We start from the raw sequence: 22083 nt of genomic DNA on the forward strand, positions 1-22083 counted from the left end.
AGTTGGAAGGGGTGGGTCCCGTTTGGGCGCCGATCAGGTCGGCCGAGGCGGCAGCGCGGCACCCGGCCGGGCGAACACCTTGCGGAGCCGGCGGCGGGCGGCACGTCGAGCGCCAGGGCTACCGGCACGTTCGCCGCGGGCGGTATGGTAGGCGGCCAGCGCCGCGGCGGTCTCGGGCGTCGTCGGCGTCAGGGCGTAGAGGTCGAGGCGGGCCAGCCAGCGGGTATGGGCTGGCCGGCGGCAGCCAGGTCGGCCGCGACATGGCCCGATGCGGAATAGGCAGCGTCGGCGGTCTCGGCCCAGCGGATCGCCGGCAGCACGCCATCAGAGGCGAGGGCGGGCATCCGCGAAGCAACGACGACGAGGAAGGCGCCGAGGATGGTGCGGCGGGAGAGGTCGGCCATCGGTCCGGCCTCAGTGCGTCGAGGTCGGAGCGTCGGCCGGCAGCAGCCGGGCCATCGCTTCGGCGATCGTCGCCATCGCGTCCGATAGGTGCCAGACCTCGATTGCGTAGAGGCAGGCGTTCCCCGCCACCTGCCCATAGGCGTTCAGGCTGGCGAGATAGGCTGTGAGCGCACGCAGGCCGGCGAGCGTTTCGATGGGGCTGAGGGCGAGCCTGGACGTGATCGTGTCGTAGATGTCGGCTGCCTCGCGGAATTCCTCCTTCGAGACCCACCGGCCTTTCTGCTCCCGCTTCTGGTAGTAGACTTCGGCCTCGTAGACATGGAGCGCTTCGCGGTGCGTCTCGATCGCGGCGAACACGGGGTCGGCCGACATGGCAGGCGCGACCGTGGCGTGAGCGGTGGCGAGCATGGCGACCCCCTCAGTGCGCGCGGTAGGCGCGGGAGGACTTGGCGGCGGCCCAGGCGCCCTTGAGCGCGTAGGACATGCACACGCCCCAGGCGTCGCCGGTCACTTCCATGCGGGCCTGAGCCGAGCGGATGGCAGCGCGCATGATGCTGGAGCGGTTGAACGTGCCGTCCCGGTTCACCAGCGCCTCGGTGCGAGCGAAGCGCTTGGCGCTCTCGGTGGCGGAGACGACGGCGGCCTTCGCGGTGATGACGGCGCGGCGGGCATCGGCGGTCAAGCGAGGGTCGGCGCTGCGGGCGATGTGCGAGGCAGGGATGAGATTGGCGTAGCGCATCGGAGCGGCCTTGAAAGGTTCAGAACTTACCCTTATCGTGTAAGCCCATCCCGATAGCGCGTCAACACTCAACGCGTACTTTTTTACATGATAGGTGTTAGATGTTGACCGGGGAACAGTTGCGGGCGGCTCGGGCCATGCTGAAAATGGAGCAAGGCGAACTCGCCGAGTTGTCCGGGGTGTCAGCGGAAACGATCAAGCGGCTGGAACGACTCGATGGCCCCCTCAGCGCCAATTCAATGACCCTCGACGGCCTGCAAAGGGCTCTCGAAGGCGAAGGGGCGATGTTCCTGCCTGAGAACGGAGGTCTGCCTGGCATTCGGCTTCGTCGTGACCCTCCGGCGAACATTCGGACGCGCAAGCGGAGGGGGGACGGCGCTGGCGTCAGGCTCACGGATCGAGAGAGCACCAAGCCGGACGAGGGCCTGCGCCCGGATCAACTCACGAGCGAGAACGACGGCGGCGCGGAGGGATAGAGTCGGGCATGCACTTCGAGGGATTGCCTGACGAAGCCGACGTGCTCCTAGCCTTGGAGCCGGAGGAGATCGGTTTGAGGCTTCTGCCGACTCTGGCGCGACCCTCGATGATGCCGGGCATACCTCTCGCCCTTCAAACCTTCCTCGGCTTCGCCTTTGCGCCCGTTCAGTACGCGGACGGTCGCTCTGGCTTCAGAAGCCTGTACCCAGCCGAGCGCCATCCCGAGGTCAAGGAAGCCATCGCGGAAGCGTGGGCCTGGCTAGAGAGGGAAGGACTCCTCATGCCGGTTCTGGTCAACCTGACGGGTGGCGGCGAGGAGTTCCACCAGAAGAACCGACAGGTCAGCCGGAAGGGGCGTCGGCTCGCAGCTCAACCACAACTCGGCCTGACCACCCGCATGCTGCCGAAGGAAGCGCTGCACCCCGCCATCCGTGAGGACGTGTGGAGCCTGTTCCACCGCGGGAAGTACGACACGGCGGTGTTCGAGGCCATGAAGACGGTTGAGATCGCCGTCCGAGAGGCGGCCAATCTGCCGGCCACCGAGATCGGGGTGCACCTGATGCGCACGGCCTTCGATCCGAAGCGGGGCGTTCTCAGGGATGAAGACGCGACCCTTGCAGAGCAGGAAGGGCGGTCCGCGCTGTTTGCTGGGGCTATCGCTGCCTACAAGAACCCACAGTCGCATCGGCGGGTCGCTCTCGATGATCCCGACGAAGCGTTCGAGATCATCATGTTGGCGAACCACCTCCTGCGGATCGTCTCGGACTGCAACAGCGTGTTCAGTTGAGTATGACGCGGCAGGCGGTGCCCCTTCCCGCCGCCCGCCTGCTCACCAGGGCGCAGGCGGCATCGTACTGCGGCCTCTCGGTGGTCGTGTTTCAGCGCGAGTGCGACGTGCGCCCGATCCGCTTCGGCGTAGACACCGTGCAGCGGTACGACCGCCGCGACCTCGACCAATGGATAGACCGCCGCAAGGGGGAACCCGGCGCTCGCTCAATCGACGAGTGGCTGGACGCCCTGGATACTCGCGTTCCGCCCGGTCGGCCGACGCGATGACGGGCGAGCTTGAACCTTTTCTCGACTGCCTCGCCTCACGTGGCTTCCCATACTGAAACCCTTCCGCTGGCACCGGGTGACAGTCTGCTAACCGATCGCGGGCACCTTACCGGCAAGCCGGGCTCAGGATCGGTTCGCTGGTGAGATAGACGACGCACCCGCCACCCCGTGATCAGATCGGGGGACGGGCCTGCTCCTACAGTCACTGGTGCCGGACCGCTTTCTCAATGGCAGCTGCGATGTCGTGGAGGCTGCCGATCACGTCGATTGGACCGTCGTAAGCGATAGCGTTCTCCGGCATGCCGGGTCCCGGCTGGTTGTCCGGCGTCAGCACCATCGTCAAGCCACCTGCAGCGTGGATGGCGGCGAGACCGCGTGAGCCGTCATCTAGGGAGCCGGACAGGATCACGCCGATCATCTTGTGCCCGCCATGTGCGGCGACCGAGCGGAAGAGCAAGTCCACCGTGCGGTTGCCGTGCAGACGATGCGGATCGTCTACGATCTCGCCGAAGCTTCTGGCAGCGAGCGTAAGGTGATCGGCCGGTTCGCCGATATAGGCCATCCCCGCCTCGAAGCGCTCGCCCTGCGCCGCGATGACGATCGGCAGGTTCGAGTCCCGAGCCAGCACTTCGCGCAGGTGGCTAATGTGGTCCCACGAGCGGTGGAGCACGATCAGCACCGCGGCGGGCAGATCCGAGGGCAAGGCCTGCAGCAGCGCCTTAATATCGGTGAGGCCCTCGGCGCCCGAAGCACCAACGGCGACAAACCAGGACGTGACGCTGTCGGCGTTCATCTGCGGAGCGTAGCACACCATCGGCCAAATTTATGGTTGCTCAACCTTGCGTCAACGCAGCCACGCGAGCGGCGATCTCTGCGACCGGCAGGCTGGCGTCAGGATGATCAGCCATGAGCGCTGCCCAGGGCATCGAGGGCTGCTCGGCCTCCTGGGGCTTCTGGACAAGAGCCAAGCCGCCACGCTGCTTGACCCTAGCTAAACCATCCGCTCCGTCACCGTCGTAGCCGCTGAGCACGATACCGATGACGCGCTCGCCGTAGTCCTCAGCGGCTGAGATGAACAAGGGATCGGCGGCGGGACGGGTGAAGTTAACCTTGCTTCCCTGATCCAACCAGATCGAACCGAAACCCAACCGCATGTGCTTGTCGGGAGGGGCGACGTAGACGCGGCCAGCCTGGATGAGCTCGCCATCCTCCCCGTGTCCGACGAGCAGGCGGCTCGTCATGTTCAAGAGTTCCGGCAGGATGCTGGGACGGTTGCCGGTGTGCCAGACGATAAAAACCGATGCCGAGCAGGATGCCGGCAGCGCGGCCACGATCTGTTTGATTGGTGTAAGGCCCCCAGCGGAGGCAGCGATGACGACGATGGGGCCCATGCCCCTCAATTGCGCCACCCCAGGTTGGTTCAGACTCGATCTGCGAACCACCGACCTATGCACCGCTTAGACGCTGCTGGGTTCAACCGGTCCCGCATGTCCTTGCCGGCCTTGAAGCACAGCTTGGCCTTGGCCTTGACGGCAACGGGGGCGCCGGTTCTCGGATTGCGCCCCACCCGCGCTCGTGCCTCCACGATGGTGAAGGCCCCGAACCCACGCAGCTCGACGCGATCGCCGGCCGCGATGGCGTCTGCGATCCGGCCTATGATGGCATCGACCACGGCCTCGCAGTCCTTCGCGTAGAGACGGGGGTTCGCGTCGGCGAGGCGCTGGACCAGTTCGGATCGGATCATGGCGCCGGAATGAGGATGCCCGCGCCGCGTGGCAAGTCTCGCCTTGGTTCGCTGGCACTGTGCCGAAATCGAGCGGTTGGCCAATGCCCTATGCGAGCGCGGCACCATCGAGGGACGGACATCGATCCGATCATCTCATGCTAGGGCGTACCAACGGGTGGCTGGTCCGCCATTTTCTTGAACACCCGATCCCACCGCTTCTCGCTCTCGATGCGCTGGAAACGAGTGACGTCACGCGGGGCGGGGGCCACCAGCTTCAAGGCAGGTGCCCTCATGCGTGCCATGAATTCGCGTTCGGTCTCGGACATGTCTGCTCCCTGGTATGGAAAGAAACGATATGAGGTCCGAGGTTGATCCTCTCGCGACGTGGCCAGGCGTGCCCATCAGGACAACCTCAACGGTACGGTATCACCACCGATAAGTCCTAGTTATCAATAATGACCGAGGGTGGGTTGCGTTGAGGTTGGTTCGACCGCTTCACCCTAGATTGATCTGTGCCCATTAAGCCTCGTCGCCCTTGGCCGTTCGGCGTACTCGCTGAGCAGCATGGAGAACTCTATCTCCGCCTCGCCGCCGGTGATGAACAGCGAGCTTACAGCTCCGGTGATGAGCTTGCCCCCGTCTTCCTCGCGGACCGTGACGACGCCCCAGTCTCCCGGCGAGACCAGGGCGGTCAGGACGAGTTCAGCCATCTCGGGATCGTCTAGGCCATTCGCGGTGATCCAGTAGGCTGGGTCCGTTACGCGTTCGCTCATGTCAGTCCGTCCCGTTGACTTAGCCGTGCCTGCCGGCCGACATGCCATGTCCGGCTATGACGCGCCCTATGGCGAGTCGTAAGCCGGCATCAGGAGATCGAAGCCGCGAGATAGACCCTGAAAAGCCAACAGCCCCTTCCCGGCAAGGAAGAGGCTGCTGAAAACCTGGGGCCTGGTGGGGCCGGAGTGAATACCCCCCACAAGCCATGACCTCCCTCGGGAGTCAAGACGGAACCTGTTTCCGTCAACGGGAAGGCTTTGCCTGGACCCTGGACCGCGGCCCGTGAGGGACCGTGACCGATGGACTACGCCTACGAGATCCGCCGGCAGGCGGAGGCGGCCCCGCGCGCCGCGTTGCCGGCCGTCACGGCTGCGCTGTGGAAGGTGTTCGGGGAAGGGCACCTGTCCGAGACTGAGGCTGAGGCGTTGTCCGGGCTAATCGAAGCCCGGCAATTGACCGAGCGTCCCACGGAGTTGCACCAGCGTTCCACAGATGCCCCCAGGAAGGCCGTAGGCTCCCGCCCCCGTACGGATGGCTCGATGGCCCGCCGGCGCCGCTGGGCGGCCTCTGGGCGGCTTCCACCAGCCCTCGCGGCACAGTTCACCCTGGCCGAGCAGTCGGTGCTTGCCGTGGTTGCGGTGGAGGTGGCGAAGCGGGGCGACTGTCGCCTAGCCGTTGGACATATCGCAGCGGTTGCCGGTGTGTCGGAGACGATGGTGCGCAATGCCCTACGCGAGGCTCGCCGGCTCGGGCACGTGACGGTCGAGGAACGACGAGTGGCTCGCTTCCGCAACGACACCAACGTGGTCTGCGTCGTGTCGAGGGAATGGATGGCCTGGCTGCGGCTCGCCCGATCCGTCTGTCACGCTACCGTACTTCACCAATCCGGGGGTGGGTGCAGATCCTCGCAGGGCACGAATACTCCTGTTTCCTACCCTGTGAATTCAGAGGGTTGGAGGCCGCATAAGGGCTGTCGAATGGTAGAGGGTGACCTTGCTGTCAGAGCCTCACCGGGCATGCGACAAGGACGTGTCCGAGCATGAGCTATCCGAAACCAACTCGCGGCGGTCGATTTGGCGAACAACGGGTTGAGATCAGACTGTTGGTGCGGGATCGAAGGCAGCCAATCTGATGGCGCGTCCGCTTCGATCTCGGACCAGCCCTCTGCGGTTCCGCCGCAGCGTCGTACGGGACCTGCGCAACCGGATCCGCTTCGCACTCGTCGGTTTGCTGATCCTCATCGGCCTGCATGCTGCGGCGATGGTAGCCTTCGAAGGTCTCGATCTCGGCGAGGCGGTATGGCTGACCTTCACAACGATCACCACCACCGGCTATGGCGATCTGTCTGCCAAAACCTTGGCCGGGCGTGCCTCCACCATCGTGCTGATCTACCTTTCGGGCATCTTCCTGCTCACCCAGGCAGGCGGGGCCTTCTTCGAGTTCAGGATCCTGCGGCGCGAGCGCAAGCGCCGAGGCGAGTGGAGGTGGGATATGCGCGACCACATCGTCTTCGTGAATGCGCCCGCCGACGAGCCCGGCGACTACCTACGCCGTCTCCTCAACCAGCTGCATCGCTCGCACGCCAATTTTGCCAACGTATCCTCGCTGATCCTGACCGAGGCCTTCCCCGACGGTCTGCCGCCGGACCTCGAAGACGACCCGCGCATCGTCCAGCTCAAGGGACGCTTCGACGATCCTGCCGCGCTGGAGGCCGCGGGCGTCGATCATGCACAGGTGTTGGTCATCCTGGCCGAGCAGGAAGGCGACCGACTTTCGGACAGTCGTACCTTCGATATCATTCATCGCCTGCGCGAGCGGGGGATTACGGCGCGGATCGTCGCCGAATGCGTGGACGATCTGAACCGTGATCGACTGAAGCGAGCGGGTGCCTCCGCCATTGTCCGGCCGCTACGCGGCTACCCGGAGATGATCGTCCGCGCCATCGTTGCACCGGGGACGGAGTGGATCGTCGAACGCCTGTTCTCCAGCGAGGGCGACGAGTGCCTGCGCTTCGACGTCACGCTGCAAGGGATGGCATGGTCCGACGTGGTCTCGACCGTGCTCGAAGCGAACTACGGGACACCGGTCGGATACGCCGATGCTCAGGGACAGCCTCACAGCAATCCGCCACCGCATGCCGTGGTTACCGCTGAAGCCTTGTTCGTGCTGGTCGACGAGACACAGCGGCCCACTAATGCCGTACTCCGGAACCTGCTCGACACCCGCCTTGCTCGAACGAAGGCGTGAGGACCTATCGATCAGAGGATCCGCGGCTCCAGGGGGATTTCAAGCTGGCCACTCTCGGTGTCGCGTCCGCTACGATGGTCGAGGAAGCGGAGAATTGGTGTGACGGTGATCCCGTGCATGACGATGGACACCAGCACAGCGAGACCAACCGTGGCCCACAGCAGGTCGGGTGCCTCGAACGGCGCATGACCGAAGGCGTAGGCAAGGTAGTACGCCGTCCCGAGCCCGCGGATGCCGAAGAAGGCGATCACCGCCTTCTCATCGGTAGGCAGGCCCGATCCGGCCAAGCCGATCCACCCCGATAACGGGCGAACGACGAGCAGGGCCAACGCCACGAATGCTGCAGCAGGCCACGTCAGCTCTGCGAGCAGGCCGCCGCCGGCAAGCGCGAAACCGAACCCAACGAGCAGGACCATCATCAGCAGACGTTCGAGTTCCTCGGCGTAGTCGTGCATCTTGCGATGGTAGTCGTGCCCGCGGCTGGAGGAGCGCAGCGCCAGGGCCGCAGCGAACACCCCGACGAAACCGTATCCGTCCACGGCCTGGACGATGCCGTAGGCAAGGCAGGTGACGCCGAGCGCCACGAACCCGTCGCCGGTGCGCGACAGCTTCGAGACGTTGGGCAGGTGGAAGGTCAGCCAGCCAAGACCCCGACCGACAAGGGCCCCTAGGATCGCCCCGACAGCAACCTTCCACAGGATGTCGATGGCAATCCAATGCGAAAGGGACAGGCCACCGACGCCACCACCGGTTAAAGCTATAGCGAGGTTGACGAAGGGGAAGGCGAGGCCGTCGTTGAGACCAGCTTCGGACGTGAGGGCGAAGCGCATCTCGTCCTCCTTGCCTTCCGAGGGATGTCCGACCTGGACGTCGGAGGCAAGCACCGGGTCTGTTGGAGCGAGCGATGCAGCGAGCAGCAAGGCGGATGCAATCCCAAGCCCGAGGAGGGCGGAGGCGAGCGCGGCCAGGGTGATGATGGTGAGTGGCATCGCAAGGCCGAGGAGCCGCCATGTCGTTGCCCAGCGCTTCCAGCCGATCAGTCGGTCGATCTTGAGACCGGCGCCCATCAGGGAAATGACGACCACCGCCTCGGTGGCGTGCTCGACCAGCTTGAGGTGCTCACCCGGATGTGGCGCCAGCTCAGAAAGGGCCGGAACGACCGACAAGGCAGCACCGACACCGACGCAGCAGATAGGCAGCGAGAGCGGTAGCGCTCGCAGCACCATCGGCAGCCATGCCGTCAGCAGGACCAGGGCACCGAACCCGGCGACGACGTAGATGTAAGTTTCCATTGAATGGCGAACCCGGCCCAACCGTCTGTGTTCCTGCCCCTCGGTTCCTGCGCGGCCGTCACGACCGATAGATCTACCCGAGCGAATAATTGCTTCACGACGCTGTTAGCCATCGTTCCATCAAAAGCCGACGACGTATGGCCAAGCCGGTGTTAGCGATGGCCATGAGCGGTGAACCTACAACCCTGATCCTGGCGCTCGCGACAGAGAACGCCGAGCTACGAGCCCAGCTCGCCGAGGCACAAGAACTCCTGGTCGAGACCGCGGTCGATGCTGGGGAGATGCACGCTCGGCTTGAGGAGGTGCAGGCGGAGTTGGCCAAGGTGCAAGCCGAACTCGATGCGTGGCGAACTGAAGCTGAGCGACGACCGGACCTCATGCTGCGGAGCGGCTGATGACCTGATACACGGCCGGCCTCTCGACGCACGTGCGCCAGCGGCGGTCGCGAACGTCGTCAGGCAGCCCGGTATAGGGAGCACACGACAACAGGTCGGTGCGGGCCAGTTCCCTGCATCATGTCCGTGATGCCTCGGGTAGGGCGGTCGCGTGAAGGTCGATGTAGCGGAGAACAGGAACCGCCTGCGCCGGCTTATGGCCCGTTCGAAGCCTCGAAGGGGTGGCGGCTCTGCGGTCGGGAAGTGGACCACTACGGCGGATCTCAAGGATCTACCGGTAGCATAAAAAAAAATTCGCTTCCGGGCTACGAAATACCGAGTTCACGTAATTCGTAGAAAAGGCATGCTTTTTCCCGGAATACTGACTTATGCGCAATGTAAGAAAATTACTATAAAATGATAAAGGCCGTGTTAAGGGGCTATTAACTTTTCAATATCAGCATTGCTCCAAGATAGAGAGGTAGAGATAGGAAGGAACTTTGCTATGCCAGAAAGAAGGCGAGTACAACGACAATCTTGCACTTTAGACGGCCGCATCTTTTCTCCGCAACTCAGCGATCCTGTCCGCTGCACGATTACTGATATTTCGTCTTTGGGTGCCTTCGTTCAGTCCAATAGAGATCGATCCATACCCGCTAACTTTGATCTTTCTATTGGCGGGAGTACTTTACCACGTGCTTGCCGCATAGCCCGCGTAGAATATAATGGGTTTGGCGTAGAGTTCCTTGATCCCGTTCGTTGTGAGGTCGAGGAAATTTTAAGAGAGTGCGCGTTTAACGAAGAATTATTGTTCGAAGCGTTGTGTCCCGATCTAGACAGCGAAGTCACTATTACGAAAACCCGTTTGGAAAAAACCACCACTGCCCTTATGGACTTGATTGAGCGTCGAAGCGCAGTGAAGTGGCAATCTAGTGATATTGATGAGAAGCCTACACAGATAACACTATTGACATGCCTTTAGGCCGGATAGAGCTTTGGAGCAATCGGCCGGACCCACAACTCAGGTCTTTGTGGGACCCCTTCTGGAGAGTCTATCCGCTGTGATGGTATCCAAGCAGGCGCTAGACATCATCGCCCCCTACGCCTACCCGCCGCGGGGCCTCGATTTCGCTGTCAAAGTGCCCCGCGCACCAGACTGGCCGCGGGGCGAGGTTGGTTCGGGAGGAGACGCACAGCGGGTAGGCTCAGATCACAACCCGTGAGCGATCGAAACGACTTGAGCAAAGCCGCCACGACAGTCCTACGATGCCAATGACTCAAAGGCGCGCCTTATAATTTGATGATATTATCTCTGAATGCGTCAACAATTACATTTTATCATGGAAACTCTCTATCTAATTTGCTCTTTTGATAATCTTGAAAGCGACAACCTATGCGACGCTATGCCGTCGTAGTTGCCCCTTTGCAACTTCGGCAACGCCCGCGCTGGCGGCATTTCCCCGATCGGCTGGCGCGGGCGTCAACTGCTGGAGAGGGCGCGATGGCTTACAGTGTCAGGGTACAGCAGATTGGGTCGGCAGGTACGCCCAGCGGGAAAGCTTTGATCTACGAAGCTGACAGCGAAATGGAGGCTGTCACAATCGCCGCTTATGAAGTGGAAGCGCACAGGTCCAGCAAGCAGCGTATCGCAATGGTGTGGGACCCCGCTGGACACCTAATGCTCGCCTACACAGGTCGTGCGAGGGGTAGGTCTGATGCAGACCGAGGCTGAGCGGCGGGCCCAAGCCGATCACGATCGCGCCGCCAAGATCATGATCGGCACCTTGTTCGCTCTACAGATCATGATGCTCGGCGTTCTGCTTTGGTTATGAGGGGCGGGACGTCTCGCGCACGCTCATCTGGGGCTGAAATTGCTCCCAAGACCCGCTCGGCGACGTGTATTTCTACAACCGCCGCCGACCCCGTTCCTCGTCGGCCACCGCCTCTACCGCCGCGATGGCGTTCTCAAGCTCTGCGATCCGCTTCAGGACGCTCGCGGCCGGCAACGTGTCGTGTTCGGCGGCGGCTAGGATCATCACCCGCTGATGGGCCTTGAGACGGTCTAGGAGGGCGTCGAGCTTGTCCATGGCGCGCTGTAACGAGGCGTGCCTTCCTCGACAATATGGCGCCGCGATCACCACCAACGGCAATGAACGGTAGCAGCACGGTAGGTACGGCAGCCCTACGGCAAGAAGCACGGTAGGGGCAGGGGTATCACACCACATGCACTGAAGACGGAGCGGCGCGGCCTCGTCGTGCTGGACGAGCCGGAGCCATGCCGCTTGGCGCAGACCCGACTATCCTGCACCGTCCGGCCCGAGGAACGAGTGCAGCCCGCGAGCGAACTTCACCTGCCCCGATCGCGCAGGGCTGCTATCTCGGATTGTTGGGCAACTCACAAAGTTGCGCGCACTCCTTGCGAGCTGCTTCCATCTTTCGGTCGAGGTATTCTGCGAGGTCCATGAGGCCAACGCCCTTGCCCGATTTCTGACTCGCCTCGATCCGGACCAGAGGGAGGGCGATTTCGCCGAGTGAGACCTTCCGGACCAGTTTCTCCGGCGTCAGGTGACTGAAGTAGTCCCGGCAAACGAGGCTCAAGGGGACCACCGCCCGAGGCCCGTACTGTGCCATGAGGATGAAGGCGGTGTTCATGACGAGATCTCCAGATCGAGGACAAATGACCGAACCGGTTCCGCTCTATCACCTCGCAGGACAATGGCTCGGGCCAGGATCTATCATCTTGCCGGGCAATTGGGGGCGCGTGCTGCGGCGCTGGGCGTGGAGGCACGATCATGCCATCCGTGAGGCTGCACTCGAAGCCTATCGAGACACGCACTGCCCCGCCCTCCCCTCACGCCTAGCCTCAGCCTTCGTCCTCCTCTCGAAGGAGGAGGCCAACACTCTCCGGGGCGATGGCACCCGCGTGACAGGGTTCGACCATCATTGCCTCTACCGCGTTCGCCTATCGGCCCCTGATGCGCCGAGCTTCATCGCCGATTACCGCCTCGTCAGCCCCGTGGGAGCACTACGGGCAGATTGGCCTGAGCTATACTGGCGCGGGGTCGATGGAGAGGGGAACCCCCATCTACGGGGCGGTGAGGGGGCAGTGAACGTGTCCCCGGATGGAAAAGGGCCGTATCGCGAGATACTGACCCTGTCGTCGCTAGTCATCGAGGAGCGGATCGACCGAGATCCGACCTGAGCCGCCCCTTCCACTTGCCCCAGTGACCTGTCGGAGAAACGACCGTTTTCCCGACTGAAACCGATGGCCATCGCTCAGCTACCTGAAACAGCTCCGTTTCTGTCGGGAAAATATGACTGGTTTTCTATTGCGGATTAAACGCTGTTGAATCACTATCCCGACATGCTCGTCGGATATGCCCGCGTCTCCACCCTCGACCAGAACCTCGACCTCCAGCGTGACGCGCTGACCAAGGCCGGCTGCGAGAAGCTGTTCGAGGAGAAGAAGTCGGGCAAGGCCGGGACCAAGCGCCCGGAGTTCGAGGCGGCGCTCGCCTACCTGCGACCCACTGACGTGCTGGTGGTTTGGAAGCTCGATCGCCTGGGCCGGTCGCTCGTCGAGATGATGCGCACCATCGACAGCCTTCGACTGAAGGAGATCCACTTCCGCTCGCTGACCGAGCAGTTCGACAGCGATACCGCCCACGGGCGCTTCGCCCTGCAGATGCACGGCGCCATGGCTGAGTACTTCCTCGACCTCAACCGCGAGCGCACGATGGAAGGGCTCAAGGCGGCGCTGGTCCGCGGCCGGAAGGGCGGACGCCCGAAGAAGCTGACCGAGGCCGACATCGAGGTCGGCCGCGCCCTACTCCAGACCGGCACCATCTCGATTGCGGCGATCGCCAAGCGCCTCGGGATCAGCCGGGATACGTTCTACAGCTACTTTCCTCAGGCCCGCGCCCGAAGTCACGCTGCTGCCGTAGCCGGGAAGGGCTGACGTCGATGCCGATCCGGCGCGAGCATCGCTACTTCTATCCGATCGACTGGCCGCAGCTGTCAGCGACGGTTCGCCTCCAACGCGCGGGTGGGGCCTGTGAGACCTGCGGCCGGCCGCATGGGCGGACGGTCTACTGCCTCGGCGATGGACGATGGTGGGATGCCGCAGTCGGCGCTTGGCGCGACGGGCAGGGACGGACGCTCCGAGCTCTGCCGACGATCGAGGATCTCGGCGCTATCCGCACGACCCGGGTGGTGCTGGCCACCGCCCATCGGGATCACGACACGGCCAACAACGCCGACGCGAACCTCGCGGCCTTCTGCCAGCGCTGCCACGTGAACCATGACCGGCCGGAGCATCAGCGCCGCCGTTGGCGGACGCTTTTCCGGCGCAGAGCCATGGGCGACCTGTTTCGAGGGCACTACTCGCCCCCTGATCTCTCAAACAGCTCATTGATCTTCCGTGGCCGTCCAGCGTGCTTCGGCGTTTCGGCTTTGGTATCGTTGGTCGGTTCCAGCGGAGTCTCAGTGCCGGCTTTCAACGCTGTCGACCGCGGCCGAGTAGCTGGTCGAACTCATCGGATAACAAAGTGAGCGTCGGACGAGCGCACCGGATCATGGTGGATCCCTCGGGCCTGGATGCGCCGACGCGAGGGCCACTCGATCTTGTCATCAAGCGCCAGCACTACGGGGCTGTGTGGGATAAAAGCCCACATCCTGAGCCTGATGGGTATGTGTGGGACAAAAGCTCACGTCCTAAGCCTATCGAAGGCTGATGAGAGGCCAGAGCAGGATCAGCCTCCGGCATGAGAGAGCATAGGACGGTGCTAGGCGCGCAGTGCGTGTTCACGAAATGTCGGTCCCGCGCCCTGGCGTGAACCTTTCTTGCTCCTGTCAACTCCATCGCAATTGAAAACCAGCCTCAAACCGCGAACTAAGTTAAGCAATCTCTAAATTATCAGCCTTATTCGCATAAGCACCTGTATGGAATGTAAAACGACAGTTATGGAACTTCGTTTGTTCTATATGTGCAACAGAAATACAATTTTATGCATAGCAGTATGTTGAGCTATGCGTTGCATGCTGTCGCGGACATAAGTCCTTACGTCTGCGTATGAATAAGATATGGATATGACATGTTGTACACAGATCGTGTATAATTCAGATGTCAAGTGGATGTTGTCTTAACTGTAAATAAGTTAACGAGGCTATCTGCTGCGTTGGGCTGCATCTGTGCCCCGCATTATCGAGATGGCACGGACGTTAGGTGCTGAAGCTGCGTGCGATTGCTACCTGCACGATCGAAGGCATGGAGATGGCCCAGAGATATCCACAGGCCACCACATAGAACAGGACGTGAACGAACGGTCAGCCTAAGCTAGGAGCGCAAACCGCATACGCTCTCTGAGATTGGTCAATGGCGCAGACGGATGAGTGGTCGTGGCCGATCGAACCAGACACTGCGACCCCTACCGAACGCGATCGCCCCCTCACCTTCCTGTGGCGTCCGCGGATCGACGAACGGATCGCGTCGGTGGTGCTCCCGCCGGCACGAAGTTCAAGGCATGAGATTGCACGCCAGCGTATCATCGCGGAAGCCGTGCTCGCCCACGAGGAAGGACGCTTCGTCTCTTATTCTCGCCGCAAGGCGTTCTACGCTGGCCGGCGGCGCTACAACGGCGCAGCTTTCACCTACACAAACGTACTGTCGGCTGTCGAGGATCTGCTGCAACAATGATTGATCGAGGAGGAGCGGGCATCACCCGGCCAGCTGGGCTGGCAGTCACGCTTCAAGGCCTCGCCAAATTTGGTGGAGGCATGTGCCAGCGTTGAGTTTCGCCAGGAGCTGCTGGGACTGGTCCGTCTCAAGGACACGGACGGAAACCTCGTCGATTACCCCGATACGGATGCGACCGCGCGGATAGCGCGAGAGCTGCGAGCGATCAACGCCAATCTGGCGTCTCTGCGACTGGAACTCCCAGACTTCGGTGTCGTCCGATCACGCCATCACCTCATCCTCGATGGCGCCTACTACCGTCCAACTGAGCCCGTTCTCTACCGCGTCTTCAACCGAGGCTCGTTTACCCTCGGCGGTCGCGCCTTTGGCTGGTGGCAAAACCTGCCTCGCCCTTGGCGCCAACGCCTCATGATCGACGATGAACCAGTGGCCGAGCCGGACTTCGCGCAGCTGCACCCCTCGTTGCTCTACGCGATGCAAGGGCGCCGTTTGGAGGGGGATGCCTACGAGACCGGTGTGTTCTCCCGCGAGCATGGCAAGCTCGCCTTCAACGTAGCTCTGAACACGAGGACCCTTCAGGGAACGATCGCAGCTTTGGCGAAGAAATCCATGTGGACTCTCACCAGGACGCAAACCGCCGGCCTCCTCCACGCACTCGCACGGCGCAACGCGCCGATCGCCCGATACCTTCACGCCGATCAAGGCATCGCGTTGATGAACCTCGACAGTCGGATCACGATACGCGCCCTCCAGCGCTGCATCGCAGCTGGTATCCCCGCGCTGCCGATCCATGACAGCATGCTGACGCCCTGCCGTTACGAGGGCCGTGTCGCAGAGATCATGGAGGACAGCGCTGAGTTCGTACTCAAGCGACCAAAGCCTTGCCACGTCAGCGTTTCTGTCGTTTCAGTTCCACAGATGCCCTCGGGGTGGTGTCCTCCCCCTTCCCTTCCTTCCTTCCAGCTGGGCCTGTTCCTCGATCTTCCAGCCCCCGTGGTCGTCGGCGTTCAGATCCGTGCCTTGCGTCGCTCGCTTGGCCTCTCTCAAGCTTCTCTGGCGACCAGGCTCGGCTGTCGCCAACCGCACGTTGCGAACGTGGAGAGCGGTCGGCACCGGCTCGGCAAGTGGGCGCAGCGTCGTCTGCGCGAGCTGATGCGCGAAGTCCGTGATCAGGGGCGATAAGCGGTGATCGCCTCTCGCGAAATCCGGGTCAGCTCACGGATCTCACGCCGCAGTTCGATCATCTCGTGCGTGCGCATCCCATGTCGGTAGGCACCGTTGCGCTTACCCGGCGGTGCGCCGCTGCCGTGGGCGCCGCCGTGCATCCGGCAGCGCTTCTTCCCTTCCACCGCTGGTGACTGGCACGGGCTCCCGGCTCGTGTCCGTGCCCCGCAACGAGGCGCCGACAGGAGCGGCAAGGGCTGGTTTCCCTGAGGTCCGCTCGGGTGCATGAGGTTGGTGTCCGTTTTCATCGTGAGCCCCTCCCCCCTGTGTGACGTTGCCGACGATCGCCTGACCGCCGGGGTAAACATGAACGTGCTCCACCCGCACGGTCTGCTCGCCCTTGCGCCGCAGCTTGGCCAACGCCTCAACCTGGGTCGTGTAGGTGCGCAGCAGCTTGGTCGCGAGAGCGCCATACCGCTCCAGCGCATCGGTCGTGTCCGCCAGCTTGGCGCGGGTTAGCATCTCCATCGCGACCTCGTGCACGCCGACCATCTGCGTGGCCAACATCGCTTCGACCTCGTTCTGGGGGGCAATCCCGCTGACGGCAGCCAACCCGGCGTTCAAGGCCATATCGGAGGGCAGCTGTTCCCCACGCCCCCGCATCACGGCCGCCACACGGCCGATGTTGTGCTGTGCGAACTCGGGTGAGGCCGTACCGAACGTGTCGATCGTTGTGAGGAGGTGGCCCGCATCGTCGTCATGCTTGCCGCGCCAGTCGAGCTTGTTCGCCTGGCCGCTTTGGTTGCCGTAGGCGAAAGGTTCGGTTCGGGCGCGGTAGCGTTCAGCGGCCCGTTTGATGGCGTGTTGCTCTCGCTCCGTAGGAGGAGGGCGCTTCGAGCGGTCCAGTTGGTCGTCTGTTACTGTCATGGGTGGGCACCTGTTCAAACAACATATTACCACACATTAGCTCACCCACGTACACTCCTACGCTTTTTACAGGATCAATCAACTGCGGTTCCCAGGGGAAAAAGCCTGCACTCTGGCAGGCGCTAAAACTGAAAGTGCAGCGGCTTTGATTTTGTTTGATTGTTTTCAAATCCCACCAGGGACCGGGGTTGATGCCGCTACTGACCCGATTGTCGCTGCTACCGAATGCTCCCCGGAAGGAACCCTGATGAAGCAACTCTTCACTACCACCTCCCGACCAGCTTCAGCCCTCCAAGGTCGAGCCTGCCGATGGGGCGCCGCTGCCGCCCTGGCGTGAGACTGCGCCTATCGCCGTCGCTCTGATCGCCATCCTGAGCGCGATGGAAAGCGGACCAAAGGTCGGACCTGCCCTAAAAGCGTACCGCTCGGCCATCCGTCGCCAGGGACAGGAGGCCGTTGCAATAGGCGGGCCCGAGGCGATGGAGGCAGTGTTGCGCCAGGTCGTCGAGGCCGCTCCAGATCAGGCTGGGCGCGAAGCGGCGCTCACAGAGGCATGGGGCGGGTTGCCGGGATGGCGGTCATGAGTATCGTTCTGGCTCAAGTCCGACTGAACGGGCCGTTTCCTGAGGCCATCTCGGTCCTGTCCCCAAGCAGCCGGCGCCCTGACGCGATCACTTGCACCGTCTCACGGCACTCGCATTCTGATCGTGCGACCGCTTCCAGATCGCGCAGGTACCCAATTACAGCGCGACGGGTCTCCGCATCCTGCCCCTGTGCAAGCTGAACCTTTGAGGTGACGAGGACGGGAACGCCCCTCCAAAACTCAGCTCTCGCTACCGAGAGCTTAGCCGTATCCTGGAACCTGATTGAGTCGAAAGCTGGAACGGCACCCTGTGTCGAAATAGTCAGCGTCATATCAATTAGCCTGTGCCGTCCTCGGAGAAGATGCACTTGCCTGATAAGAAACATTGAGGTGCAAGCATTTGATGCTTTAGAAATCGAAGCCTTTAAGCCAGAGGACACATTCTTGTGGCCTGACTGGTGCCTCCTTATCGCTCTAGACCGCGCTTCAGGGCCGATCGCCTTAATGCGACGTGCTCACCACCCCAGCCCGAGCGCGCGCGTTTCGTCGCTCGGCTCGACTGTTCGCAGGTTTTCGATCACCACCATCAGTGCTGCGAGCGCCGCTGCGCGAGGTTCGGGCGTCCTCGCATCCCGCTTATCGAGGGCTTCTGCGAAGGCGACAGACGCTACCACAGCCTCGGCGATCGCCATGTCGAGCCAGGGTGGTACGACGACGCGCCGCTTCAGGCTCGCCGCCGTGCTGGAAGCTGCAAAGATCACCGCCTCACGCATGCCCAGCGTACCAGTCTCGATCACCGCTACCCACGGCCTCATCACTGTCGCGAGCAGCGGCTGCAGCTCCGCGTCCTCCAAAATCCGACCCATCACTTACTCACTCCGATCTGCCAATCATCCGTCGCCGAGATCGTCCGGTACCTCGGCGATGATTATTGGACCCGGCCACTACGACAACCCGTTTCTAGAAATAGGTCCGGGAGACTCTGCCATGCTATCGCCTTGCGACCACACCGAGACCCAGACCTTCGATCCGCCGATCGGCGGCACGGTCGCTGCAGCCGAAACCGCGATCCTGTCGCTTTTGACCGCTGCCGAACGCCATCAGGTCGGCTCGCCGGCCGCCAAGGCCTTTACCGCTGCGATCCGGCGGAAGGGCGAGGAGCTGATCACCGCTGGTGGCGGGGGCGATGCGCTCGACTACGTGGCCAGCCGCATCCACGCCGCAGTACCAGAGAAGGCCACCGAGCGCGAGGCGATCCTCGCTGCCGCATGGGTCGGGTTGCCTGGGTGGCGCTCGTGATCCCAGCGGACATCGCCACGAAGCTCGCCAAGCTCCTGCCGCGGCTCGGTAGCGAGCATGTCGGCGAGGTTGTCGCCACCGTGCGTGCGATCGGTCGGACGCTGAGTGCCGCGGGCCTCGACTGGCATGCCCTCGCCGCTGCTGTTGAGGCACCATCCAGCGGCCCCCGTCCCTTCGATCTGTCCACCTTCGCCGACATGATGGCCGAGGCAGCACAAGCGACGACCGCTCGCGACGACGCTGGTAAGGCCCCAGAAGCACCTGCCCGAGCCTGGGGCATGAAGCTCGGGGAAGACCGCGTCGAGCCCTGGACTACCGTCGCGCAGCACGCCCTCATGCTCGACTGGACGTTCCTCAAGGCACAGGGCGGTCGCATCCTGACGAAGGAGGAGCGGAGGCGTCTGAAGGAATGGGCACGCCTCGGCCTTCTCACTAATGCTGAAGCCGATTGGCTGTCCGGCGTTGTTCAGCGCCTACACGCTGTCGCTGAGAAGGCCCGCGCCGATCAGAGAAAGACGGCATGACCCCGCGCGAACAAGCCGCCTTCGCCGCCGGCATCCAGGCCGCGCGCCAAGCCGTCATGACGGCCGCTGTTACCATCGAGGTCCGTGACGACGCACGAGAGGTTCGGCAGCAGGCCGCTGCGGCAGCGCTCCACGGCCTCGCCGCCGGGCTGAAGGCGGCATTCCTCGATCCCCGAGCCGAGCCCGATCCGACAACCTCGACCTGCATTCCACCTGCATTTGCAGGCCCCGATGAGGGAACAGGTGCCATAGGTTCGGTCTATGAAAATGGCGTGGTAGGATAGGCCATGACCACGGCAGGCAAGTTCGAACCCGGCCAGTCCGGCAACCCAGCCGGCAAGGCGAAGGGTACGCGGCACCGCACGACGCTCGCCATGGAGGCGTTGCTGGAAGGCGAGGCCGAGACCCTGACCCGTAAAGCCATCGAACTCGCCTGCGAGGGCGACACAGTTGCACTGCGCCTCTGCCTGGACCGGCTCGCGCCTGTGCGGAAGGACCGGCACGTCATCTTCGACCTACCGGCGATCGACACCACGGCCGACCTACCGAAGGCTACCCACGCCCTCCTGCAAGCGATCGCAGCTGGCGAACTCACGCCATCCGAGGCCGCCGACATCGGCAAGGCCGTGGACGCCCATGTCCGCGCCATCGAGGTCACGGACATCCACGAGCGGCTTGCCCGCCTCGAAGAACGATCTTCGCGATGACACATCCGACCATCGGCCGACGCCTTGCCAAGATCGAGAGCCGCCACGGGTTCTCCGGCGACATCGCCTATGCCAGCGATGCCCAACTCTACGCCGTCGTCCGGGCTGCCTACGGCGATCTTAGAGCGGAGCACGGCAGTCTCGCCCCCGCGGCCCAGCACCTGCGCGGAACCGGCGATGCCGACGATACGGCCCTCGCCATTCTGATCGAGGAAGACGCGGGAGGCTCCGATGCGCGCCACCACTGAAGCACGGCTCGCCAAAATTGAGGGCCGTCACCGCGACCGGCAGCCCGGCACGCACCGCCTCACCGACGACGAGCTTCAGGGCCTCATCGCCTGGCTGAAGGCCCCCGACGAGGCGCAGGCCGAATGGGCGGTCGGCGTGCTGCAACGTGAGGGGCTGATCCCATGACGATCAACCTCCGCTTCCGCCTTCGTCGGATCGGGACGAAGCAGGGGCGTAGCGACCGCCCGATGTCCGCAATCCTTATCAGGCCGCAGAGTGACGACGGTCGCGAGCGGCAGATCGCTGAGCGCATGGTCGCGGGCACATACCGGCTCGGCTGGCCGCTTCTCATCCTTCGCGCATCACCCCTGCCAGGAGGCACCGAACGGCCATGACGACCAATGCCTTCCGCCGTCGTCTCGACCGAATCGAGAGCAGCCAGAGCACCGGCCGCATCACCGCGATCTGCAACCTCGGCGGCTATCCCGAGAGCGTCACCGCGGAGGCCGTGATGGACTGGCGGACCTGGGTTGCTGATGGTCGCGCCACCCGGTCCGGCCCCGTTCTCACCTTGCCGGCGCCGGTTCTGACGGCCGACGAATGGACTGCCGTTCACGAGCCTCGCGACGGGAGCTTCCATTGAGCACCGGGGATCTCCGCCGTCGCCTCTCCCGCATCGAGAGTGGTCGCTACGAAGGCGCGCCGACCATGATCCTCACCGATAGGCCGCCAGGCATCGGGCCTGACATCCACGTTGAGGACGGGCGGGCCTGGGTCGCCGATGGCCTCGGCATCGTCACGAACGGCGTGCTCTGCGTCACCGGCCCGGAGATGTCGGCAGACGAGCGGGCGGCGCGGCACGTGGACAGTCGGAGTTGTGCCACAGACTCGTTCCGAGAAGGGCGGGGGCACGAACCCTCAGCTACGTGCACCCGAAAGATTGCAAACGATGCATGGTGTAGGAAAAATGCAGTCTTAAAGCAAAGTTTACATCAAATGATGATTTGAGATATTGGATCTCCGACATAGTCGTTTCGGCTGAGTTCTACCGAGGCGTGATGCAGCAGGTACTGACCCGGAAGCTGGAAGGCTTCGAGGACCTATCGGATGACGATCGTCGGGCCCTGGATGGCCTGGCGCCGCGCATTCGGCAGATCGGTGCACACGTCGATCTGGTCCGAGAAGGTGACGAACCCGAGCACGTCCATCTGATCCTTGATGGCCTCGCTTGCCGCTACAAGGTGCTTCCGAACGGCAAGCGCCAGATCATGGCACTGCTGGTTCCAGGGGATTTCTGCGATCTAAACGTATTTATCCTCGATCAGATGGACCACAACATAGGCACGATCTCCGCGTGCCATGTCGTCGACATCCCGCGTCGGGCCATCGAGGAGATTACCCAGGCCCATCCGCAGATTACGCGGGCCTTCTGGTGGTGCGGTCTCGTCGATGAGGCGGTGCTGCGCGAATGGCTCGTCAATCTCGGTGGCCGTGCCCCAGAGCAGCGTCTCGCTCATCTTCTCTGCGAACTGTTGGTTCGGCTCGATGCGGTGGGGAAGGTCACGAACGACAGCTACCCCTTTCCGTTCACGCAGGTGGAGCTTGCGGATGCGATGGGCTTGTCCGCCGTTCACGTGCACCGTACGCTTCGAGAGCTGCGTGATCTCGGCCTGATCACGATCAAACGGCGGGTTCTGACGATCCATGATGTCGAGCAGCTCAAGTCGTTCTGCGGCTTTACGCCGAACTACCTCCACCTTAAGAACACGCGCTGGGGGGCACGCCGGAGCCAGCCATGGCTGAACCAGCTCCGGGAAAGTTAGGCATGGATGCGCGCGACAACGTCGAGACGTTGCTCGTGCTGCA

Annotated in this window: 29 protein-coding genes and 1 pseudogene; 17 read left to right on the top strand and 13 right to left on the bottom strand. The window is 63.0% G+C overall.

Annotated features, from left to right (window positions below):
• Positions 1-188: 188 nt before the first annotated feature.
• Genes FV227_RS21610 through FV227_RS21620 form a run of 3 tightly spaced genes read right to left on the bottom strand, consistent with a single transcriptional unit; the run spans position 189 to position 1087 of the window.
• Entirely contained in the window at positions 189-404 is a 216-nt protein-coding gene (locus FV227_RS21610) for a hypothetical protein (RefSeq protein WP_147859866.1), read from the bottom strand.
• A 10-nt stretch (positions 405-414) separates the two neighbouring features.
• Positions 415-813 (bottom strand): hypothetical protein, encoded by a 399-nt coding sequence (locus tag FV227_RS21615; RefSeq protein ID WP_147859867.1) that lies wholly within the window; start codon positions 811-813, stop codon positions 415-417.
• Between the two features lie 10 nt (positions 814-823).
• Positions 824-1087 (bottom strand): hypothetical protein, encoded by a 264-nt coding sequence (locus FV227_RS21620; RefSeq protein WP_147859868.1) that lies wholly within the window; start codon positions 1085-1087, stop codon positions 824-826.
• 158 nt (positions 1088-1245) lie between these two features.
• Here FV227_RS21620 and FV227_RS21625 point away from each other — a divergent pair, with 158 nt between their 5' ends.
• Together FV227_RS21625 and FV227_RS21630 are read left to right on the top strand one after the other, a co-directional pair.
• On the top strand, positions 1246-1620 hold the full coding sequence (locus FV227_RS21625; protein ID WP_246687914.1) for a helix-turn-helix transcriptional regulator: 375 nt from the start codon (positions 1246-1248) through the stop codon (positions 1618-1620).
• Between the two features lie 8 nt (positions 1621-1628).
• A complete protein-coding gene (locus FV227_RS21630; protein ID WP_147859869.1) occupies positions 1629-2408 on the top strand; it encodes a TIGR02391 family protein in 780 nt (259 codons plus the stop codon).
• 471 nt (positions 2409-2879) lie between these two features.
• Here FV227_RS21630 and FV227_RS21640 read toward each other — a convergent pair whose 3' ends face one another.
• The 5 genes from FV227_RS21640 to FV227_RS21655 all read right to left on the bottom strand — a co-directional run bounded on the left by FV227_RS21640 (position 2880) and on the right by FV227_RS21655 (position 5176).
• A complete protein-coding gene (locus FV227_RS21640) occupies positions 2880-3470 on the bottom strand; it encodes a chemotaxis protein CheB (RefSeq protein WP_147859870.1) in 591 nt (196 codons plus the stop codon).
• 40 nt (positions 3471-3510) lie between these two features.
• Positions 3511-4068 (bottom strand): chemotaxis protein CheB, encoded by a 558-nt coding sequence (locus FV227_RS21645; RefSeq protein WP_147859871.1) that lies wholly within the window; start codon positions 4066-4068, stop codon positions 3511-3513.
• A gap of 29 nt (positions 4069-4097) precedes the next feature.
• Entirely contained in the window at positions 4098-4421 is a 324-nt protein-coding gene (locus FV227_RS21650) for an HU family DNA-binding protein (RefSeq protein WP_147859872.1), read from the bottom strand.
• 140 nt (positions 4422-4561) lie between these two features.
• Positions 4562-4729 (bottom strand): hypothetical protein, encoded by a 168-nt coding sequence (locus FV227_RS29175; RefSeq protein WP_187274897.1) that lies wholly within the window; start codon positions 4727-4729, stop codon positions 4562-4564.
• 174 nt (positions 4730-4903) lie between these two features.
• Positions 4904-5176: a hypothetical protein gene (locus tag FV227_RS21655; RefSeq protein ID WP_147859873.1), complete on the bottom strand. Its 273-nt coding sequence runs from the start codon at positions 5174-5176 to the stop codon at positions 4904-4906.
• Positions 5177-5476: 300 nt separating this feature from the next.
• On the opposite strand from FV227_RS21655, the gene FV227_RS30010 reads away from it, so the two are divergent.
• Together FV227_RS30010 and FV227_RS21665 are read left to right on the top strand one after the other, a co-directional pair.
• Positions 5477-6220 (top strand): helix-turn-helix domain-containing protein, encoded by a 744-nt coding sequence (locus tag FV227_RS30010; RefSeq protein WP_147859874.1) that lies wholly within the window; start codon positions 5477-5479, stop codon positions 6218-6220.
• 88 nt (positions 6221-6308) lie between these two features.
• A complete protein-coding gene (locus FV227_RS21665) occupies positions 6309-7424 on the top strand; it encodes a potassium channel family protein (RefSeq protein WP_147859875.1) in 1116 nt (371 codons plus the stop codon).
• A gap of 11 nt (positions 7425-7435) precedes the next feature.
• Here FV227_RS21665 and FV227_RS21670 read toward each other — a convergent pair whose 3' ends face one another.
• Positions 7436-8716, bottom strand: a complete 1281-nt coding sequence (locus FV227_RS21670) for a cation:proton antiporter (RefSeq protein WP_147859876.1) — start codon at positions 8714-8716, stop codon at positions 7436-7438.
• Between the two features lie 137 nt (positions 8717-8853).
• On the opposite strand from FV227_RS21670, the gene FV227_RS21675 reads away from it, so the two are divergent.
• The gene (locus FV227_RS21675) at positions 8854-9111 is read left to right on the top strand and encodes a hypothetical protein (RefSeq protein ID WP_246687915.1); all 258 of its coding nucleotides are present in this window, start codon (positions 8854-8856) and stop codon (positions 9109-9111) included.
• 1883 nt (positions 9112-10994) lie between these two features.
• On the opposite strand, the gene FV227_RS21685 is transcribed toward FV227_RS21675, so the two are convergent.
• Positions 10995-11177 (bottom strand): hypothetical protein, encoded by a 183-nt coding sequence (locus FV227_RS21685; protein WP_147859878.1) that lies wholly within the window; start codon positions 11175-11177, stop codon positions 10995-10997.
• A 286-nt stretch (positions 11178-11463) separates the two neighbouring features.
• Positions 11464-11742 (bottom strand): pyocin activator PrtN family protein, encoded by a 279-nt coding sequence (locus FV227_RS21690; protein WP_147859879.1) that lies wholly within the window; start codon positions 11740-11742, stop codon positions 11464-11466.
• 712 nt (positions 11743-12454) lie between these two features.
• On the opposite strand from FV227_RS21690, the gene FV227_RS21695 reads away from it, so the two are divergent.
• The 4 genes and pseudogenes from FV227_RS21695 (at position 12455) to FV227_RS30015 (ending at position 15967) form a co-directional block, all read left to right on the top strand.
• Positions 12455-13048 (top strand): recombinase family protein, encoded by a 594-nt coding sequence (locus tag FV227_RS21695; protein ID WP_147859891.1) that lies wholly within the window; start codon positions 12455-12457, stop codon positions 13046-13048.
• A gap of 5 nt (positions 13049-13053) precedes the next feature.
• Positions 13054-13476 (top strand): annotated as a pseudogene (locus tag FV227_RS21700) (hypothetical protein); the annotation flags it as partial.
• A 988-nt stretch (positions 13477-14464) separates the two neighbouring features.
• Positions 14465-14785, top strand: a complete 321-nt coding sequence (locus FV227_RS21705) for a hypothetical protein (protein ID WP_147859880.1) — start codon at positions 14465-14467, stop codon at positions 14783-14785.
• Positions 14786-15967 (top strand): helix-turn-helix transcriptional regulator, encoded by a 1182-nt coding sequence (locus FV227_RS30015; RefSeq protein ID WP_246687880.1) that lies wholly within the window; start codon positions 14786-14788, stop codon positions 15965-15967.
• Positions 15968-16069: 102 nt separating this feature from the next.
• Here the strand turns inward: FV227_RS30015 and FV227_RS29180 are convergent, their stop codons facing one another.
• Complete coding sequence (locus FV227_RS29180; protein WP_187274898.1) at positions 16070-16876, bottom strand: hypothetical protein; 807 nt, start codon at positions 16874-16876, stop codon at positions 16070-16072.
• A 1098-nt stretch (positions 16877-17974) separates the two neighbouring features.
• Positions 17975-18325 (bottom strand): hypothetical protein, encoded by a 351-nt coding sequence (locus tag FV227_RS21730; protein ID WP_147859881.1) that lies wholly within the window; start codon positions 18323-18325, stop codon positions 17975-17977.
• Positions 18326-18446: 121 nt separating this feature from the next.
• On the opposite strand from FV227_RS21730, the gene FV227_RS21735 reads away from it, so the two are divergent.
• From FV227_RS21735 to FV227_RS21770, 8 genes are all read left to right on the top strand, one after another.
• Positions 18447-18758, top strand: coding sequence for a hypothetical protein (locus tag FV227_RS21735; protein ID WP_147859882.1), 312 nt, complete (start codon positions 18447-18449; stop codon positions 18756-18758).
• Positions 18746-19282 (top strand): hypothetical protein, encoded by a 537-nt coding sequence (locus tag FV227_RS21740; protein WP_147859883.1) that lies wholly within the window; start codon positions 18746-18748, stop codon positions 19280-19282. Before FV227_RS21735 ends, FV227_RS21740 begins: the two co-directional genes overlap by 13 nt.
• Complete coding sequence (locus tag FV227_RS21745; protein ID WP_147859884.1) at positions 19279-19566, top strand: hypothetical protein; 288 nt, start codon at positions 19279-19281, stop codon at positions 19564-19566. The genes FV227_RS21740 and FV227_RS21745 overlap by 4 nt, the downstream gene beginning before the upstream one ends.
• A gap of 3 nt (positions 19567-19569) precedes the next feature.
• A complete protein-coding gene (locus FV227_RS21750; protein WP_147859885.1) occupies positions 19570-19989 on the top strand; it encodes a DUF5681 domain-containing protein in 420 nt (139 codons plus the stop codon).
• A complete protein-coding gene (locus FV227_RS21755) occupies positions 19986-20237 on the top strand; it encodes a hypothetical protein (protein ID WP_147859886.1) in 252 nt (83 codons plus the stop codon). The genes FV227_RS21750 and FV227_RS21755 overlap by 4 nt, the downstream gene beginning before the upstream one ends.
• Positions 20221-20403: a hypothetical protein gene (locus FV227_RS21760; RefSeq protein ID WP_147859887.1), complete on the top strand. Its 183-nt coding sequence runs from the start codon at positions 20221-20223 to the stop codon at positions 20401-20403. The genes FV227_RS21755 and FV227_RS21760 overlap by 17 nt, the downstream gene beginning before the upstream one ends.
• A 205-nt stretch (positions 20404-20608) precedes the next feature.
• Positions 20609-20860: a hypothetical protein gene (locus FV227_RS21765; protein ID WP_147859888.1), complete on the top strand. Its 252-nt coding sequence runs from the start codon at positions 20609-20611 to the stop codon at positions 20858-20860.
• A 415-nt stretch (positions 20861-21275) separates the two neighbouring features.
• The gene (locus FV227_RS21770) at positions 21276-22040 is read left to right on the top strand and encodes a Crp/Fnr family transcriptional regulator (RefSeq protein WP_147859889.1); all 765 of its coding nucleotides are present in this window, start codon (positions 21276-21278) and stop codon (positions 22038-22040) included.
• The last annotated feature ends 43 nt before the right edge of the window (positions 22041-22083 follow it).

It is taken from the genome of Methylobacterium sp. WL119, assembly GCF_008039875.1.
Classification (GTDB): domain Bacteria; phylum Pseudomonadota; class Alphaproteobacteria; order Rhizobiales; family Beijerinckiaceae; genus Methylobacterium.